The following is a 15,474-nucleotide window of genomic DNA, read 5'->3' as shown; positions in this document are numbered from 1 at the left end:
CCCCCCCCCCCCCCCCCCCCCCCCCCCCCCCCCCCCCCCCCCCCCCCCCCCCCCCCCCCCCCCCCCCCCCCCCCCCCCCCCCCCCCCCCCCCCCCGCCACTAGGTCCTGTCGTCACACTCCCGTCGCGGGGCAGGCGGGAATGTGACGACAGGGCTTAGACGAAAGGCGTTCGCAGCCCGGGTGCTTGCCGTACGACCCCGTAGTAGATCAGGTCGGCACTGCCTCTCCTGAGGGCCAGCTTGGTCGCCAGGAACTCCGTCAGCCAGTCAGGAAGATCCTCGGCGACGTCCATCGGGACCCCACGGGTGGGCACCGCGCCTGTCGCATGCTGCTTTTCGGCCTGGAGACTGGCCGCGGTCGGTCCCGTACCCCGCTCATCCTCGTGACCCCAGATGCTCAGGAAGCCGCGGTCGTCACCGAGCTGCGGGCGATACCACAGATACGGCGCATCGGACAGGAACGCGGCCAGCATGGACAGGCTCGACACCGAACAGACCAGCAGGTCCGCCGCCGCCATGACCGACAGGTCCGCGAGCAGGGCCCGAGGGCGAGCGATGCTTCCGCTCCATTCGGGAAGCATGCGGGCAGCTCGAGCGGGATCGTCGCTCAGGATCTCCACGTGGAGGGCCTCGCCGAAGTGTTTCCGCAGCGCCCGCAGCACGAACCGGTACCACTCGGCCGGCAAGCGGGTGTTGAAGACTCCCGGATGCGGCCCGCATGCGGCGTCGCCGAAGTCACCCAGCCGGGCGTGGACGGCGATGTGGAGCCGCGGCGCGCCCGGTGACGGACGGTGGGCTTCCGTATGAGGGAGGTGTCCCAGCAGTTCGTTGCGGAGAAAGTCGCGGGCCCGCGCGATCCCGGGAAAGCCGCCGGACATGCCCTCGTGCAACAGAACGAGTGATCTTCGCTTCGACCAGCCGAACTCGACGTCCAGCACGTCGACAGCAGCGCCGTAGTCGGTCTCCCCGGTGGAGCGGACCATTGCCTCGGTGACGGTGGCAGTCGGCAACACCGTCCGCAGCGTCGCGTGTCCGAGCCAGTCCAGTCTCGACGTGCCGAACTCACGCCAGTAGTGCCTGCCGTTGAGTCCCCATGCGGGCCGTACCAGTCCGAAGCCGAGTTCACGGCTGGCGAGATACGCCTTTGCCCAGGGGAAGATCTCGTTGCCGAGGCCCGCGCCCCGCAGGCCGCCCACCGGCTTGGGCATGCAGACTCGGGGCGCGGGTTCGAACCGGCGGCGTGAACTCATCTTCCCCTCCGGGGATACCTGTCTGTCCAAAGGTGTTGACACCCGTCACGCCTGTTTCGCCATGGTGCGACGTCCATGGCCGAAGCACGACGGGACGAGTGCGCGGTCGCGGGCCACCCGGATGCCCCGGAGGGATCTGCCGAACCGGGGGACCGACGCGGCCGCCGCCACAGCGGTGGCGAGCTGGAGCCCGAGGGCCAGCACCGGGGGCTGGTCTCTCGACGCGTGTCCCACGACGGCCGTGGCAGAGGCGATGAAGGCCGCGACAGCGATCGACTGCGCGTAGACGATGAGCACCTCGGGCGTCGAACCCGGAACGGTGCGATTGAGCCAGACGAGGTATGCGGCGTGCTGCAGACACCGGGCCCCGACCAGCGCTACGGCCAGCCCGGTCACCCCCGCGTCCCACATCCCGACGACGGCGACGGCCGCCAGCAGACCGGCCAGGTGCAGGAGTTCGATCACCGCCTTCTGCCCCACCTTGCCGACCGCCTCCGCCAACGCGGCAGGAAGGTGGGCGAGAACGTTCAGCAGACCGACGACCGCGAGCGCGGGAACCAGGTCCGCGGCGGCCTGCCACGTGCCGCCCAGAAGGACCTCGACGGCGTTGTCGGCGCACACGGCGATGACTGACGCCATCGGCACGAAGAGCAGGGCGGTCACCGACACGCTGTCGATGTAGGCCCCTTTGAGCCGGTCACGGTCGCTCTGCACGCGACTGAACGCCGGCAGCAGCACCTTGTTCAAGCCGGCCGCGACCTGATAAAGGGGAAGGGCCGCCACGAACCACGCACGGTTGTAGTGACCGAGTGCCTGCACTCCGGCGTATCTGCCGACCAGAACGCTGTCGGCGCTGATGGTGAGGAATTCCAGGAACCCCGTCAAGGAGACCTTGGTGCCGAAGGCGGCCACCCCTCTCATCGCGCGCACATCGAAGAGCGGCAGCAGATGACGCCAGGTCAGTGCGCAGTGGGCCAGGGCCGTCAGTGCGGACTGCCCGAGGGCCGCGTAGACGAGGCTCCACACCCCGCAGCCGAGGGCCGCCGACACCAGTCCGAAGCCGCAGTAACCGATGAGATAGGAGAGGAACTCGACGAGGGAGATCGTTCGGTACCGCATGCCGCGACGCAGCAGCCCCGACGCGGTCCCGCTGACGGCGGACAGCACGAAGGTCAGAGCCAGCGCCCGGCAGACGGAGGTCAGCACCGGTGGCGCATGGACGGCCTGGACCCCGTACGGAGCGACGAACCAGAACAGCGCGTAGAACCCGCACCCGGCCGTGATTCCGGCGGCACAGCTTGCCCTGATGTCACGGCTGTGCAGGACCGGGCGCTGAACGATCGCCGAGCTCAGACCGCCCTGGGCGAAGTAGTTCACGAAGCGGAGCATGAACATCGCGAGCGCGATCAGTCCGAAGTCACTCGGTTCGAGCAGTCGGCTGATCGCCGCGGAATACGGGATCTGCACGACGAACGTTCCCAGGGTGGCCAGCAGCGTCCATCGCGCGCCCCGCACAGTCGCCGAAGCCAGTCCGGCCGGGGAGGACGGTCGCCTGACATTGACGTCACCCGGCACGGCGGCCGGTTCCTTTCGAAGTCCTCGGCCGCGCCATGGTTCCTCGCCTCGGCCCGTGGGTCACTTTCGTCCGGGCAGTTCGACAGGCGAGGCAGATCGCACTTCGGGAAGCCCGGACACTTCTGCGGCGACGTCGGGAGCGGCCAGTACCACACAACCGCGTCGGCTTCCGCTCTCCATGTCCGACGGGCAGTTCGGCCAGAAGGTCTCGTAGGGCGCGACCGCGCTGTCACCCAGGTACTCCATCGACAACGGCCCGCCGGCGTAGGTGTCGAACCCGTAACCGTCGTCGTCGGGAACCCTGAAATCGTCGATGACGATCACTGATCCGGTCCACGACTCAGTGATGATCTCGACTTCTTCACGCAGCGGAAGGTCCTCCTCCCAGTGTGCGTCGAGATAGAAAATGACCCGCGAGGACGGGAACCTGCCGGAGTCACGCAGTGTGCGCAGCGCATCCCGGGAATCAGCGTTCATGATTCGCACTTCGGGAATCCCGCGGAAACGCCTCATGGCGCTGCGGGCGAACCTGCGGCTCTTCTCGACGGTGTACACCGGAGTTCCGGACAGATGCCACATAAACTGGGTCGATGCTCCGCAATAGGTGCCGGATTCGAACACGGCTTGCGGCTGCAGTTGTCGCACCAGGGAACGGAACAGGCTCTGACGAAACCGCTGCCCGTTAAAGGCATCGGGACACCGTCCGTAGACCAAGGGCCGCACGGCAGAGATGGATCTTCCGACCGAGCGCTGAAGGAAATCCGGCAGGATGTCGAATACACGATCATTGACCAGTCGACCAGCCGGCCCTAGAACAGTCATGCCGCTGCCACCCTTCACGGATCGAATCGCTCGAAGTGCCTGACCATTACCGGCCGGGTTCAAGTCCTTCCGAGCATATGCAGCAAGCCGTCAGAGAAACGCGCCGCCATGCCGTCGATCGTGTAATCGGCTGCCTCTTCGCGGCACGCTTCGCGGAGAGATTCCAGACGCGGGCGATCGGCAAGCAGGTCCCGCAGTGCGGCCGAGCAGGCCGCCGGATCGTCCGGCGTGACAACGGCGTTGTGCCCGTCCTTCAGATATTCGAACTCGGGAGCGTGCCATGGCCAGTCGGTGGTCACGACGGGAGTTCGGAGCGCGAACGAGTCCACCGCGCACAGTCCCACCCGTCCGGGCATCAGCATGACGTCCGAGACCGCGCCGAGCAGTGCCACGTCCCTCGCGGTGCGGTGGCCGAGCGTCACGACCGGGCTGTCGGTGACGGTGGCGGCGGCTTCCACCAGGTCCCGGTCGGCGCCGTCTCCGGCCACCAACAGCCGGAAACCCGGCCGGGTGGTCGCCAGGCGCCGGGCGCATTCCAGCAGGAAGCCGATCCGCTTCGGGGCGTCGAGCCCGCCCACGAAGAGCGCGGTGCGGCCAGGGACGAGTCGGTGACGCTTGCGCAGCTCGTCGGCCTCGGCGTGTTCCCTGGTTCCGGGGATGTCCGCACGCTCGCGCGTGAGAGCCAGCTCCGTGGTGTCCACGCAATTGCGCAGGACCGTGACCCGATCACCGGGGAATCCATGGGACGCGACGTGTGCGGCTCCCCCCTCGGTGTAGGCGAAGAACCAGTCGGCCCGGCGGGTGACCGCGTCCTTGGCCGCCGCTTGGAGCCGACTCGTCTTCTCGGTGTAGGTACGGCCATGCCCCCAGAAGGCGATCCTGGGCGCGCCGGGCCCCATGACCGGCCGCATCCGTTGCCGCAGCAGAAGCCAGTAGGCCTCGATGTTGTGCAGCGCCTGTTCCAGCACAACGGCGTCCGCGGCGGCCGCCCGGTGCCACACCTGATGCCAGAAGAGGGACCGCCCGCCCGGTGCCGTCAGTCGCCGGGTGGGCACCTCCACCGCGCCGGCGCAGCAAGCGGCGTCCCGTCGGGCGGCGAGACTGGGTGGCGGTGGTCCGTGAAGTACTTCCAGGGTGCAGTCGGCGGCGTCCAGACGTTCTCGTACGCGGTCGAAGAAGGCCACCCGGTAGTGGGGAACATACGGCTGTACGACGGTGATCCGGCGTCGTTGTGTCGGTTTCCTCAGCATGTCGTCTCAAGGGCTGCGGCATAGACGGACTCCATGCGTGCGGTCCAGATGCTTTCCGTGTAACGAGTCGTGAAGACGTTCCGGCAGTGGGCACGAAGCTCGGGGAAACGTTCACGGGCCTGCCGCAGGACACACCGCAAGGGCTCGTCCGAGTCGATGGTCATGCCGGTGCCCTGTTCGTGGACGAGTTGACCGACCGTGGAACCGGTGAGCGCGAGAACCGGGAGCCCGGCGGCCAGTGCCTCGATGTACACCAGGGGCTCCGCGCCTTCCAGGCAGCGGCCGGGAAAGAGCAGTCCCCGGTGGAAGGGAAGGCGACGGTGCAGGTCGTCGTGGGACAGGCTGCCCAGGAAGCGCACGGTGGAGGGAGCGATCCGACGGCACTCCCGGAGCAGTGGGCCGTCGCCGATGATGTCCAGGGGTTCGTCGGCGGGCCAGCGGCGCAGCAGTTCCGCCAGACCCTTTTCCTCGCTGATCCTTCCCACGTACACCCAGCGCGAGTCGGTCTCCTGCAGCGCACCGGTGTTGTGCCCTGCGGCGGGCGCGGGTGGCTCCGTGGCGAAATTGGGCACCAGGGCGAGCCGCTGATGAGGAACGCCGGCCCTTCGGTACATCTGCCGGCTGGTGTCGGACAACACCACGAGCCTGTCCGCACGATGAAGGAGCGGGTCCTCCGCGGTCTTCCCGCGGCCTGCCCACGCCAGGGGCGCGGTGGCGGCCCGGGAGCCTCGGTAACATCCGTACCGCAGCGCGGCCCAGCGGTCGCCGTCGACACAACGGGTGCAGGTGGCTCCTCGGCGGTAGAGCGTCGCCGAAGCACACAGGGGCCGGTAGTTGTGCAGGGTCCCGACCACCGCACCGTCCCAGTGGCGCAGCCAGTTGCGCCCGTAGTTGGGAAACAGGTTGTGCACGTGGACGACGTCGGGGCGCAGTCGTCGGAGCGGGGCGAGTGGGGACCGGCCATGGCCCGTGGCGACCGTCATGGCGGCCCGCAGCGGGTACAGCGCCGCGCGGCTGAGGTCGTCGGTGTGCACAGCCACAAGGTGCGTCTCATGCCCCGCGCGCCGGAGGGCCTCCATCTGGGCCACTACGGCGCGGTTCTCGCCGCTCGGGCTGCCCGATCCGTAGAAACTGTGCACAAGCGCGATCCGGTACGTCACAACGGCGCCTCTCGAAGTCGTGGGGGCGGTCCCTTCCGGGGCACTCGCGGGAGCCTGTTCTCATCGGCCTGTCGACAGGAGGGACCCGCGTGTCGGAAACGGCGCCTGAGCCGTCGTCATGGCCGCACCCTAGGAACGGCGCGGGGAACATTCCGGCGTGGTCCGGACGCGTCGGCCCGAATTCAGGCGATCGGCCGCCGTTTCTTCCTCACCGCTCTACGTTCGTGCCCGCCGGAGCGCCTGGCGTGTCACCCCATGGACGAAACGGGCGTTGCCGAACAGATATCGCCGCCACAGGCGCCGCGGCTCGCACCCGAGACGGAAGAGCCACTCCAGGCCGCTCCGCTGCATCCACGGCGGCGCCTGCGGCTTGGTGCCGGCGATGAAGTCGAAGGCCGCGCCCACTGCGACCGCCACGACCGGCAGTTCGGCGCACAGTTCGGCGGCCCAGCGATCCTGCTTGGGAGTGCCCAGTCCGACCCAGACGATGTCCGCCTCGGCCGAGCGGATGTCCTCCTGCTGCTCCCGGACCTCTTGAGCGGTCAGGGACCGGAACGGCGGGGAGCAGGCACCGGCGATCACGGCGGTCGGGAAGCGCCGCCGCAGTTCGCGCTGGAGCGCGCCCAGCACGTGGGGGGTGGAACCCAGCAGGTAGTGGCGAAGCCCGGCACCTCGCCCCTGGGAGAAGACGTCCAGCAGAAGGTCGGGACCGTAGACGCGGGTGGCCGGCAGGAGCGTGCCGCGGTGGAGGAGCCGGTTGGCCCAGACGACCGGCTGTCCGTCCGGGAGGTTGAGGGACGCCGAGCGGAGGATCCGGTGAAGCTCCTGGTCCCGGTCGGCGAGTGCGAGCGTGTAGGCGTTGCACAGGTGCACGTCACTACGGGGAACCGCATGGGCGACCCGGTGTGCGTCGGCCCGGCCCTGCGGGTCGGCGCGGCGGGCCGCGCGGATCTGCTGGGCAAGATGCGCCACGTGCCGGGCGGCGCTCTCGCGGGTGTGCGCGGTGATGGGCACACCCATGCAGCGGACGACGGGGGTCGGGTGGGGGGTCGGCCCGTGGTCCGTGCTCGCTGGAGCGGTCATGGGCGAGCCGAGGTGGTCAGCGGTGAGAGGCCGGGCCGGCCGGCACGTTCGGTCAGGTCCCGGGAGGCCAGCCGGCGACGGAAGTCGGCGATGGTGTCGCTCAGCCCGCGTTCCACGGGAGTCGTGGGTTCCCAGTCCAGCAGTTCACGGGCCCTGGTGATGTCCGGGCGCCGTCGTTCCGGGTCGTCCTGGGGCCGCGGGATCAGCGTGATCTCGAAGGTGCTCCTGGTCAGCTTGCTGATCCACTGGGCCAGTTCGAGCATGGAGACCTCATGGGGGTTGCCGAGGTTGACCGGACCGCCGTGCTCACTCGCCATCATGCGCAGCAACCCGTCGACCGTGTCGTCGACGTAGCACAGTGACCTGGTCTGGGTGCCGTCGCCGGTGACCGTGATCGGCTCCCCGCGCAGCGCCTGGCAGATGAACGTGGGGATGGCCCGCCCGTCGTCCGCCCGCATGCGCGGGCCGAACGTGTTGAAGATCCGCACGATCTTGGCATCCACACCCTGGCATCCGCGGTAGGCCGTCGTCAGTGCCTCACCGAAGCGTTTCGCCTCGTCGTACACGGAGCGGGGGCCGACGGGGTTGACGTGGCCCCAGTAGCTCTCCGGCTGAGGGTGGACCAGCGGGTCGCCGTACGACTCGGATGTGGAGGTCAGCAGGAAGCGGGCACCCTTCGCGGCGGCCAGGTCGAGGGCGTGCCAGGTACCGGCCGATCCCACCCGGAGCGTCTCCAGGGGCAGGCGCAGGTAGTCGGCGGGCGAGGCGGGCGAGGCCAGGTGGAACACGGCGTCGACCGGGCCCGGCACGTCCAGGCCCTGGGTGATGTCGCAGTGGATCAGCTGGAAGTGCCGGTCGCCCCCGAGATGCTCGACGTTGTCAGGACTGGACGTCAGGAAGCTGTCCACGCAGACCACTTCGTGGCCCTCGTGGAGCAGCCGTTCGCACAGGTGAGAACCGATGAATCCGGCCCCACCCGTCACTACCGCACGCATGCAGGTCCTCTCGGCCGCCCCGCCCGGCCTGGACGGGGGCAAGTTGTTGTGTCATTGCCAGAGCTGGGATGAGTGTCGTGTTTCTATCTATTACTCAGTTATGAGCCAGTTGAGCCATAGATCTGTGCATATGCCTCTTCATGGAGGATGTTTCACTCGTTCTGCCGCAGAAGGGATAAGAGATGGTCGTATCCGCTACAGAGACGGCTCTTCGTCAGCCGGCCGCGAGCCGGCGATCGACACGGGGAGGCCGGGCGGCCAAGCGCACCATCGACCTGCTGGGGGCCACCGCCCTGCTCCTGCTGCTGGCGCCGATCCTTCTGGTGGCCGCCCTCGCCGTGAAGGTCGACTCACGGGGCCCCATGCTGTTCCGGCAGCGGCGAACGGGCTGGCAGGGCAAGGAGTTTCACGTCCTCAAGCTGCGGACCATGCAAGTCGGGTCCGAGAAGATGCGAAAGGCCATGGCAGCTCGAAACGACTCGGACGGGCACCTGTTCAAGATCCGTGACGATCCCCGTGTGACCGCGGTCGGACGCTGGTTGCGCCGCTATTCCCTGGACGAGCTGCCACAGCTGGTCAATGTGCTGAAGGGGCAGATGTCCCTGGTCGGCCCCCGGCCGCTGCCGGTCGAGGACTCGGCGTTCACCGGGGAGGCCCGGCGCCGCCTCCAGGTCCGGCCGGGACTCACCGGTTTGTGGCAGGTGAGCGGGCGGTCCGACCTGGCCTGGGCGGACGCCCTGCGCCTGGATCTCGAATACGTCGACACCTGGTCGCTCAAACTGGACCTGGCGATCCTCTTCCGGACCCTGCCCGCCGTGCTGCGCAGTAGCGGCGCCTACTGAGGGAAGCCGATGACAATGCTGCGCCTGCCGAAGACCGTCGCGGCCCGTGCCGTCGGCAGCCTGCTGCGCGACCCCCGCGTCCTGTTGTCGGTGTGCGCCTTCGCCGGCCTCCTCCTGGCAGGCGTCGGCTGGATCGCAGTCACCGCCGTGCTGGCGCGCAGCGAACTGCTGGCCGCGCAGCGGGATCTCGAGACGGTGCGGGGGCAGGTGAACGCGCAGCCCGCGGCAGGTCCGGCCGCCCAACTGCGGTCTGCCGACACCGCTGTACGCAGCGCCGCGGGACATGCGGCCCGGGCGCACCGGCTCACCACCGGGCCGGCCTGGTATCCCGCCTCGCACCTCCCTCTTCTGGGAGAGCCGCTGCGCACCGTGCGCGGTCTCGCCGAAGCCTCCGACCAGCTCACCCATGAGGTCCTGTCCCCACTGACACGCACCGCCGCCGAACTGGCGGCCACGGCCGGAAACGGCGGTGGACACCTCGACCTGGCGGCCCTGCGCCGTGCGGCTCCCCTGCTCGAGCGGGCCGCGCACAGCGCCTCGGGCGTGCAGGCGGAGGTGACCGGGTTGCCGGGTGGCACGTGGCTTCCGGCCGCCGACCGCGCCCGCACCCGGCTCGCCGGACAGCTCGCGCGGATCAGCAGTGTCACGGACGACGCCGCCATGGCGGCCCGTGTGATGCCGCCGATGCTCGGAGCGGACGGGCCGAGGCGGTACCTGGCGGTGTTCGAGAACACCGCGGAGGCACGCGGTACCGGCGGGCTTCCAGGCGCCTTCGCAGTGGTCACCGCGGAGCGGGGCCGACTGCGCTTCGAGGACTTCGGCAACGACAGCGAACTGCCCGCCATCCGTGCGGCGGTCGACCTGCCCGCCGAGTACACCGCCCTGTACGGGCCGAGTGCCCCGACGAGCACCTGGGTCAACAGCAACATCAGCCCGCACTTCCCGTATGCCGCGCGCATCTGGGCCGCGGCCTGGAGCGCGCACAGCGGCCACAGGGTGGACGGCGCCTTCTCACTCGATCCCGGCGCGCTGTCCGGGATGCTCGCCGCGGCCGGTTCCGTCTCGCTGGCCGACGGAACCGTCGTCACCGCGGCCAACATCGTGGATCTCACCGAGCGCACAAGCTACGCGGCCTACCAGAACGTCCCGAAGCGCAAGGCGTTCTTCCTCGACGTGGCGCGTGCGGTCGCGGACCGCCTGCTGCACGCCTCGGACGATCCGGCACGCCGCCCGGCGCTGTTCGCCGCGCTGCAACAGCAGCTCAAGGACGGGCGGATCAAGGTGTGGAGCGCCGACCCCGGTGAGCAGCGTGAACTTCAGCAACGACCGCTCGGTGGTGCCCTGCCGGAAGGACCCGCGCCGTTGGCCGGGCTGGTGGTGACCAACGCGGCGGGCACCAAACTGGACTACTACCTCGACCGCCAACTGGTCTGGGCCCCGGGCCGGTGCACCCGGAACGGCCGCGAAGTCACCGTGAGCGTACGGCTGTCCAACCAGGCACCCGTCTCGGGGCTCCCGACCTATGTCACCCAGCGGTTGGACAAACCGGCCTATCGCACCCGGCCCGGCGACAACCGGCTACTGGTCTCGTACTACGCCAGCGAGCAGGCGAAGCTGGTCGATGCCACCCTGGACGGCCGGCCCGCGCTGCTGGGACAGGCCGTCGAGCGCGGCCATCCGGTCTACACCCTCGATCTGGAAATGCCCGCGCGCTCCAGCCGCACGTTGGTGCTGCACCTGTTGGAGCGGCCCACCGACCGCGCACCGGCCGTGCTGCGTCAGCCGCTGGTCCGGCCGCTGCAGGCCACGGTGCTGCCGTACGGTCCGTGCGGTTACTGACGTTCGTCATGACCACGGCCGGGTCCGCGGTGTGTCCCCTTTTCCGGTCCGCGGGTGTCGACGTCGTCCGCCGAAGCAGCGGGCAAGGGCCGTGTCCGCATGCACCACTCGCAGCCGCCGCCCGTCTCAAGTGGCGCCTCGCACCGCTGAAGGGGCGAACAGGCTGCGGCGTGGGGGCCGACGCCGGTGCTGTGGGCTGCCGTGGTCGCGGGCCAGTTCCGCCATCGCGCGGCGCAGGGCGAACTCCAGGCGCGCGGGCCGGTTGAGGGTGCCGCTGCCGTCGGGCGGGGTGAGCCACCGCAGGCTGCCCCAGCGGCAGTGGGGCGCGGGGGCGGCGATCCAGCCTCCCGACGTGACGTAGCGGGTGCCGGGGCCGACCCAGCCGGCTGCGGGATCGGGCGGCAGGAAGAACCCGACGCGGCGGCCTCTGCCGTCCAGCAGTATGGGGCCGGGCACGCCTGGAAGGTCGTCCAGGAGGCCGACAGCGCGCAGACCGAGGCGTTCGGGGACGATCAGCACGTCCCACAAGCGCCCGGCGGCCAGGAGATGCACGGCCGTGCTGCCGCGCCGCCAGTCGTGCCGGCAGGCCCACGGGTCCTCCGCCGCGGCGGCCAGCCAGGCCAGCGCCTTCGTCCACCGTGCCGAAACCATCGCGTACCTCCAGGTGATGCGGAGTGGGCGGTCCGGCCGACCGCCCACGGGCAGGGCGTGCCTGCGTGGATGAACGTTCGGGCCCAGTGCAGCGGGACGGGCGGCTGCGTGGCCATACGGCGGAGGTGAATTCGCCGGATGGAGGGAGCGCTCGGCGCATCGCGGAAGGCGGGTATGCGCAACCGCGCCCCCCGTTCGGTCAGCCCGTCCAGAAGTCCCACCAGCGCGTCAGGATCAGCATCCCGACGACGCCGACGTGCAGCAGCGGCAGTCCGTGGGTGAACTCGTCGAAGAACGTCCTCAGCCAGCCCGGTGCGGGCAGGAAGCGGTTCCGTACGGTGAAGGAGGTCAGGTACCAGAAGATGAAGATCGTGGCGACCCACGCCAGACAGCACCACAGGCACAGCGCGCTGATCCGGTACAGCGACTCGAACTGCAGCCACGTCACGAATCCGATGCCGAACAGAGCACCCGCCTCGAAGGTCAGCCAGTACCACCCGGGAAACCTCGCGCCGGCCAGCAGGCTCATGCCGACGCAGATCACGATGGCGTAGGAGACCAGGCCGAGCATCGGATTGGGGAAGCCGAAGGCCGAGGCCTGGTCGCTCTTCATGATGTTGCCGCAGGAGACCACCGGGTTCAGGCTGCAGCCCGGCGTGAAGTCCGGGTCCTCCAGCAATTTGAACTTGTCGATCGTGATGACCCATGAAGCGAGCAGTCCGGCCGCCCCCATGACCACCAGCAGCAGGGCGAACCCCCGGCCGCCGCCCGCGGTCCTGGCCATCAGCCGCGCAGGCTGCGGGCCGGCAGCAGGACGTGCGCCGCGGCGTGGAGTGTCTCCTCGGCGCCCACGAAGGCGGCCAGGGCGTCGGGATGGACGGGCTTGCCGGGCTCGGCCGCGGGCCAGGGCCGGGTGGTGAACACGAGGCAGGCGTGTCCGCGCCGGCGGACGGCGGTGAGCCACTCCGGCGGCGGCACGCACCGGCCGTTGAGGTGGGGCATGGTGACAACCGCGTGACCGGCCTCGACGAGCAGGCTGATGGGCAGGCTCGGGCGGGCGGCAGCGTCGACGAGTCCGTCGCCGGGGCGCAGTCCGGTGCTGAGCAGCAGCCGTTCGACGGCGGCGGACGAGGCCTCCGGGCCGCCGGCGCCGTCCCCCAGGGAGTAGGCGAGGAGGTAGGGCATTTCGCCGTCGGGGGCCGCACCGCTCCAGGCCAGCACGACGAGGGTACCCAGATCGGCGGCGCGGAGAGGGCGCGTTTCGCTTGAGGTTGAGGTCACCGCGGAACCTTATCGACGCGCCGGAACGAAGCCGGCCGGGTTCTCACCCGTACAGGCCAGTGCCCGAAGGGTCTCCACACGAACGAGGGATCACGGGCGGCGGACGTCCCCCCGTTTCCGTTCCGGGCGCGCGTCGGCCGCCCTCCCGGCGGGGAGGGCGGCCGACGGAAAAGGACCGCGCCGAAGTCAGTCGTTGGCGCAGATGCCGGCGAACGACGGGTTCAGCAGGCCGACGACGTCGATCGTGTTGCCGCAGACGTTGGCCGGGAGATGGACCGGAACCTGGGCGGCGTTGCCCGACAGGACGCCCGGCGAGCTGGTGGCGGCGGCCTGGGCGCCGGTGTCGGCGGCGGCGACGCCGGCGGTGCCCGCCACGGCCGCAGCGGCGATGGTGGTCAGGGCCAGGCCCTTCGCGATACGCAACATGGAGTAGATGCTCCTTGGTATTGACACAACACCGGGCGGGCCGCCCGGCATTGTGTCAACGCAGGGCGCGCCCGGGGGTTGTGCCGCCATTGGGGTGATGCTCGTACCCGGCGGTCACGCCCGTACGAGAGTCCGGGCACCGGCCGCACGCCGCCCACGGACGGCCCGGAACGCCGGGCCCCGGGGGCGGGTGCGGGGTGCTGGAGCGGCGTGCTACCTACGAGCCGCGACCCGGCCGCGTCGGTACAGGATCGCTCCGCCGAGGAGCAGCGCGGCACCGGCGGCCGAGGCCGCGATCATGTCCTCGCTGCCGGTGTGGGCCAGAGTGGGCGCACGCTCGACGAGAGGGGCGTCGTCCATCACCGGCGTGGTGAACTCGGTCTCGTTCTCGGGCGCGGCCTCGGGACGCGGTGCGCTCGGCGACCCGACCGAGGAATCGGTGCGCGGCACGACGACCTCAGTGGCCGGCGTGTCGTCGCTGCCGGCCGGGACCGCGGGGGTGACCGTGTCGGGCGCCTCGGGGACGACCGCGTCAGGCACCTCGGGGACGACCGGGGCCTCCGGGACGACCTCGTTCGCGGGGACGTCCACGGTGCTGGAAGCCCCGTCGGCGCTGCCGCAGCCCGTGCCGGACGTCGGGTTGAGAGCACCGACGACGTCGACGGTGTTCCCGCACGTGTTCACCGGGGCGCTCACCGGCAGCTGGACGCTGTTGCCCGAGAGGATGCCGGGCGAGTTCGAGGCGTCCGCGAAGGCGGCGGCCTGCGCCGTGTCCGACCCGGCGCTGTCCGAGTCGTCGTTGAGGCACAGGTTGCCGAACGCCGGGTTGAGGAGGCCGACCACGTCGACGGAGTTCCCGCACAGATTCACGGGACTGTGCACCGGCACCTGGACGTTGTTGCCCGAGAGGACACCGGGTGAGTTCTCGGTGGTCCCCATCGCGTCCGCGTCGGCGAAGGCGGCGGCGGTGTACAGGGACAGGAGGCTCGTCGCGGCGGCGGCCACGATCGTGCCCCTGCTCAGGGTCTGTCGCACTTTTTGTTTTTCTTCCTGCTTGGAGAAGTGGAAAGCCGGCCTTGGCGCCTTACGGGCTTCCCAAGGCCGGCCGTGGCAGCCAGGCCGGCTGGTGCGGCGGCGTCAGTCGTTGACGCAGCTGGTGCCGAGCGCCGGGTTGAGCAGGGCGACGACGTCGAGGGAGTTGCCGCACAGGCTGGCAGGCAGATGCACGGGAACCTGGACCACGTTGCCGGAGAGGAGGCCCGGGGAACTCCCCGCGACTCCGCTGGCATCCGTGTCGGCGAAGGCCGGGGCGGCCAGGCCCATGGCCATGACCACGCCCGCCACGACAGCAGCGCTCTTCTTCATGAACTTTCCTTCCCATTTACTGCGGTCATGCTTGCCGGCCTGAACCGAGCGAGCACGGCATGAACGGCTCGCGTCATGACCTGCAGGCTGTAAACGAGGGATAGACGGCGGAAGCAACTGCGGAACACCACCTTCGCCGGAATTCACCCGAACGCCCCGCCCGCAACCGGCACCGGCACCGCACTCGGGCGAAATTCACGGTTTCGGCGACTCGCAACAACGACGGTCGGCGGACGGACGTTGTCACGGAAAGGCTCGGGCAGCCCACGCGGGGAAGGAACGGGGGCGGCCCGAGCGGTCACCAGGGGGTGAGATCAACCCCCTCGCATCAACCGGGCGTGACGGAATTGGTTTCGGGGCTTCACCCAGGTGGGCCATCGGAGTGAACAGGAGCAACCATGCGCGGGGGCCGCAGTTGAACCAGGTCGCTCCGGTGGACGGGGTTTCTCCAGAAGGGACCAGCAAGTGATCAACAAGGTTATGGCTGCCGCCGCAGTCGCCGTTTCCGTCGTCGGGGTCTCGGCTGCCACCGCGCCGGCCGCACTGGCGATCGGCAACGACGGCGACGTGACGTCCACCAGTGGCAGCGGTGCCATCCAGGAATACGGCAACTCGGCCACCTACGGCGACATGAGCCCGCAGATGGCCCTCGTCCAGGGCTCGTTCAACAAGCCTTGTATCGGCCTTCCCGCAAAGGCGAGCGCCGCCTCCCTCGTGGGCCTGGTGCCGGTCGGAGTCCAGGACATCCCGGTCCTGTCGGCGCCGCAGAACCAGCAGTGTGCCGAGAACTCCACCATGCTCAAGGGCGACGAGCCGCTCTCGAACATTCTGAGCGACGTCCCGGTCCTGTCCGGAAACGGCACCGGCAACGGCTGAGCCGCGCGCGAATTCGGTCTCGCGGAAATCGGCTTTTTCAAAGGGATTCAATATGAAGA

At 69.8% G+C, this 15,474-nt stretch carries 15 protein-coding genes and 1 pseudogene; 3 read left to right on the top strand and 13 right to left on the bottom strand.

Features of this window, described 5'->3' with window-relative positions:
• Positions 1-155: 155 nt before the first annotated feature.
• The 7 genes from ACZ562_RS24555 to ACZ562_RS24525 all read right to left on the bottom strand — a co-directional run bounded on the left by ACZ562_RS24555 (position 156) and on the right by ACZ562_RS24525 (position 8,135).
• A complete protein-coding gene (locus ACZ562_RS24555) occupies positions 156-1,208 on the bottom strand; it encodes a hypothetical protein (RefSeq protein WP_471182853.1) in 1,053 nt (350 codons plus the stop codon).
• Positions 1,209-1,295: 87 nt separating this feature from the next.
• The gene (locus ACZ562_RS24550) at positions 1,296-2,825 is read right to left on the bottom strand and encodes a lipopolysaccharide biosynthesis protein (RefSeq protein ID WP_471182851.1); all 1,530 of its coding nucleotides are present in this window, start codon (positions 2,823-2,825) and stop codon (positions 1,296-1,298) included.
• Between the two features lie 60 nt (positions 2,826-2,885).
• Complete coding sequence (locus ACZ562_RS24545) at positions 2,886-3,665, bottom strand: O-methyltransferase (protein ID WP_471182848.1); 780 nt, start codon at positions 3,663-3,665, stop codon at positions 2,886-2,888.
• 41 nt (positions 3,666-3,706) lie between these two features.
• Positions 3,707-4,897 (bottom strand): glycosyltransferase family 4 protein, encoded by a 1,191-nt coding sequence (locus tag ACZ562_RS24540; RefSeq protein WP_471182846.1) that lies wholly within the window; start codon positions 4,895-4,897, stop codon positions 3,707-3,709.
• Positions 4,891-6,036 (bottom strand): glycosyltransferase family 4 protein, encoded by a 1,146-nt coding sequence (locus tag ACZ562_RS24535; protein WP_471182878.1) that lies wholly within the window; start codon positions 6,034-6,036, stop codon positions 4,891-4,893. Before ACZ562_RS24535 ends, ACZ562_RS24540 begins: the two co-directional genes overlap by 7 nt.
• Before the next feature lie 237 nt (positions 6,037-6,273).
• Positions 6,274-7,077 carry a WecB/TagA/CpsF family glycosyltransferase gene (locus tag ACZ562_RS24530; RefSeq protein WP_471182843.1) on the bottom strand — a complete coding sequence of 268 codons (804 nt, stop codon included), beginning with the start codon at positions 7,075-7,077 and terminating at the stop codon, positions 6,274-6,276.
• Positions 7,078-7,136: 59 nt separating this feature from the next.
• On the bottom strand, positions 7,137-8,135 hold the full coding sequence (locus tag ACZ562_RS24525) for a UDP-glucuronic acid decarboxylase family protein (protein WP_471182840.1): 999 nt from the start codon (positions 8,133-8,135) through the stop codon (positions 7,137-7,139).
• Between the two features lie 239 nt (positions 8,136-8,374).
• On the opposite strand from ACZ562_RS24525, the pseudogene ACZ562_RS24520 reads away from it, so the two are divergent.
• Both ACZ562_RS24520 and ACZ562_RS24515 read left to right on the top strand, forming a co-directional pair.
• Positions 8,375-8,977: pseudogene (locus ACZ562_RS24520) on the top strand (sugar transferase); the annotation flags it as partial.
• 9 nt (positions 8,978-8,986) lie between these two features.
• Positions 8,987-10,816 (top strand): DUF4012 domain-containing protein, encoded by a 1,830-nt coding sequence (locus ACZ562_RS24515; RefSeq protein WP_471182838.1) that lies wholly within the window; start codon positions 8,987-8,989, stop codon positions 10,814-10,816.
• Between the two features lie 126 nt (positions 10,817-10,942).
• Here the strand turns inward: ACZ562_RS24515 and ACZ562_RS24510 are convergent, their stop codons facing one another.
• From ACZ562_RS24510 to ACZ562_RS24485, 6 genes are all read right to left on the bottom strand, one after another.
• The gene (locus ACZ562_RS24510; RefSeq protein ID WP_471182836.1) at positions 10,943-11,467 is read right to left on the bottom strand and encodes a hypothetical protein; all 525 of its coding nucleotides are present in this window, start codon (positions 11,465-11,467) and stop codon (positions 10,943-10,945) included.
• Positions 11,468-11,666: 199 nt separating this feature from the next.
• Positions 11,667-12,251, bottom strand: coding sequence for a vitamin K epoxide reductase family protein (locus ACZ562_RS24505; protein ID WP_471182834.1), 585 nt, complete (start codon positions 12,249-12,251; stop codon positions 11,667-11,669).
• A complete protein-coding gene (locus tag ACZ562_RS24500) occupies positions 12,251-12,748 on the bottom strand; it encodes a DUF5949 family protein (protein WP_471182831.1) in 498 nt (165 codons plus the stop codon). Before ACZ562_RS24500 ends, ACZ562_RS24505 begins: the two co-directional genes overlap by 1 nt.
• A 186-nt stretch (positions 12,749-12,934) precedes the next feature.
• Positions 12,935-13,174, bottom strand: a complete 240-nt coding sequence (locus ACZ562_RS24495) for a chaplin (protein WP_471182830.1) — start codon at positions 13,172-13,174, stop codon at positions 12,935-12,937.
• 213 nt (positions 13,175-13,387) lie between these two features.
• Positions 13,388-14,209 (bottom strand): chaplin, encoded by an 822-nt coding sequence (locus ACZ562_RS24490; RefSeq protein ID WP_471182827.1) that lies wholly within the window; start codon positions 14,207-14,209, stop codon positions 13,388-13,390.
• A gap of 102 nt (positions 14,210-14,311) precedes the next feature.
• Positions 14,312-14,539, bottom strand: a complete 228-nt coding sequence (locus ACZ562_RS24485) for a chaplin (protein WP_471182824.1) — start codon at positions 14,537-14,539, stop codon at positions 14,312-14,314.
• A 465-nt stretch (positions 14,540-15,004) separates the two neighbouring features.
• On the opposite strand from ACZ562_RS24485, the gene ACZ562_RS24480 reads away from it, so the two are divergent.
• Positions 15,005-15,415: a rodlin gene (locus ACZ562_RS24480; protein WP_471182821.1), complete on the top strand. Its 411-nt coding sequence runs from the start codon at positions 15,005-15,007 to the stop codon at positions 15,413-15,415.
• The last annotated feature ends 59 nt before the right edge of the window (positions 15,416-15,474 follow it).

The sequence above is a fragment of the Streptomyces sp. NPDC040410 genome, from assembly GCF_055595715.1.
This window is presented reverse-complemented; position numbering and strand designations above follow the sequence as displayed.

What these genes read in the sequence shown, in the direction of transcription:
- ACZ562_RS24495 (WP_471182830.1), bottom strand. Translation starts at nt 13,174, where the DNA reads ATGTTGCGTATCGCGAAGGGCCTGGCCCTGACCACCATCGCCGCTGCG.
- ACZ562_RS24530 (WP_471182843.1), bottom strand. Translation starts at nt 7,077, where the DNA reads ATGGGTGTGCCCATCACCGCGCACACCCGCGAGAGCGCCGCCCGGCAC.
- ACZ562_RS24505 (WP_471182834.1), bottom strand. Translation starts at nt 12,251, where the DNA reads ATGGCCAGGACCGCGGGCGGCGGCCGGGGGTTCGCCCTGCTGCTGGTG.
- ACZ562_RS24525 (WP_471182840.1), bottom strand. Translation starts at nt 8,135, where the DNA reads ATGCGTGCGGTAGTGACGGGTGGGGCCGGATTCATCGGTTCTCACCTG.
- ACZ562_RS24510 (WP_471182836.1), bottom strand. Translation starts at nt 11,467, where the DNA reads ATGGTTTCGGCACGGTGGACGAAGGCGCTGGCCTGGCTGGCCGCCGCG.
- ACZ562_RS24555 (WP_471182853.1), bottom strand. Translation starts at nt 1,208, where the DNA reads ATGCCCAAGCCGGTGGGCGGCCTGCGGGGCGCGGGCCTCGGCAACGAG.
- ACZ562_RS24540 (WP_471182846.1), bottom strand. Translation starts at nt 4,897, where the DNA reads ATGCTGAGGAAACCGACACAACGACGCCGGATCACCGTCGTACAGCCG.
- ACZ562_RS24515 (WP_471182838.1), top strand. Translation starts at nt 8,987, where the DNA reads ATGACAATGCTGCGCCTGCCGAAGACCGTCGCGGCCCGTGCCGTCGGC.
- ACZ562_RS24485 (WP_471182824.1), bottom strand. Translation starts at nt 14,539, where the DNA reads ATGAAGAAGAGCGCTGCTGTCGTGGCGGGCGTGGTCATGGCCATGGGC.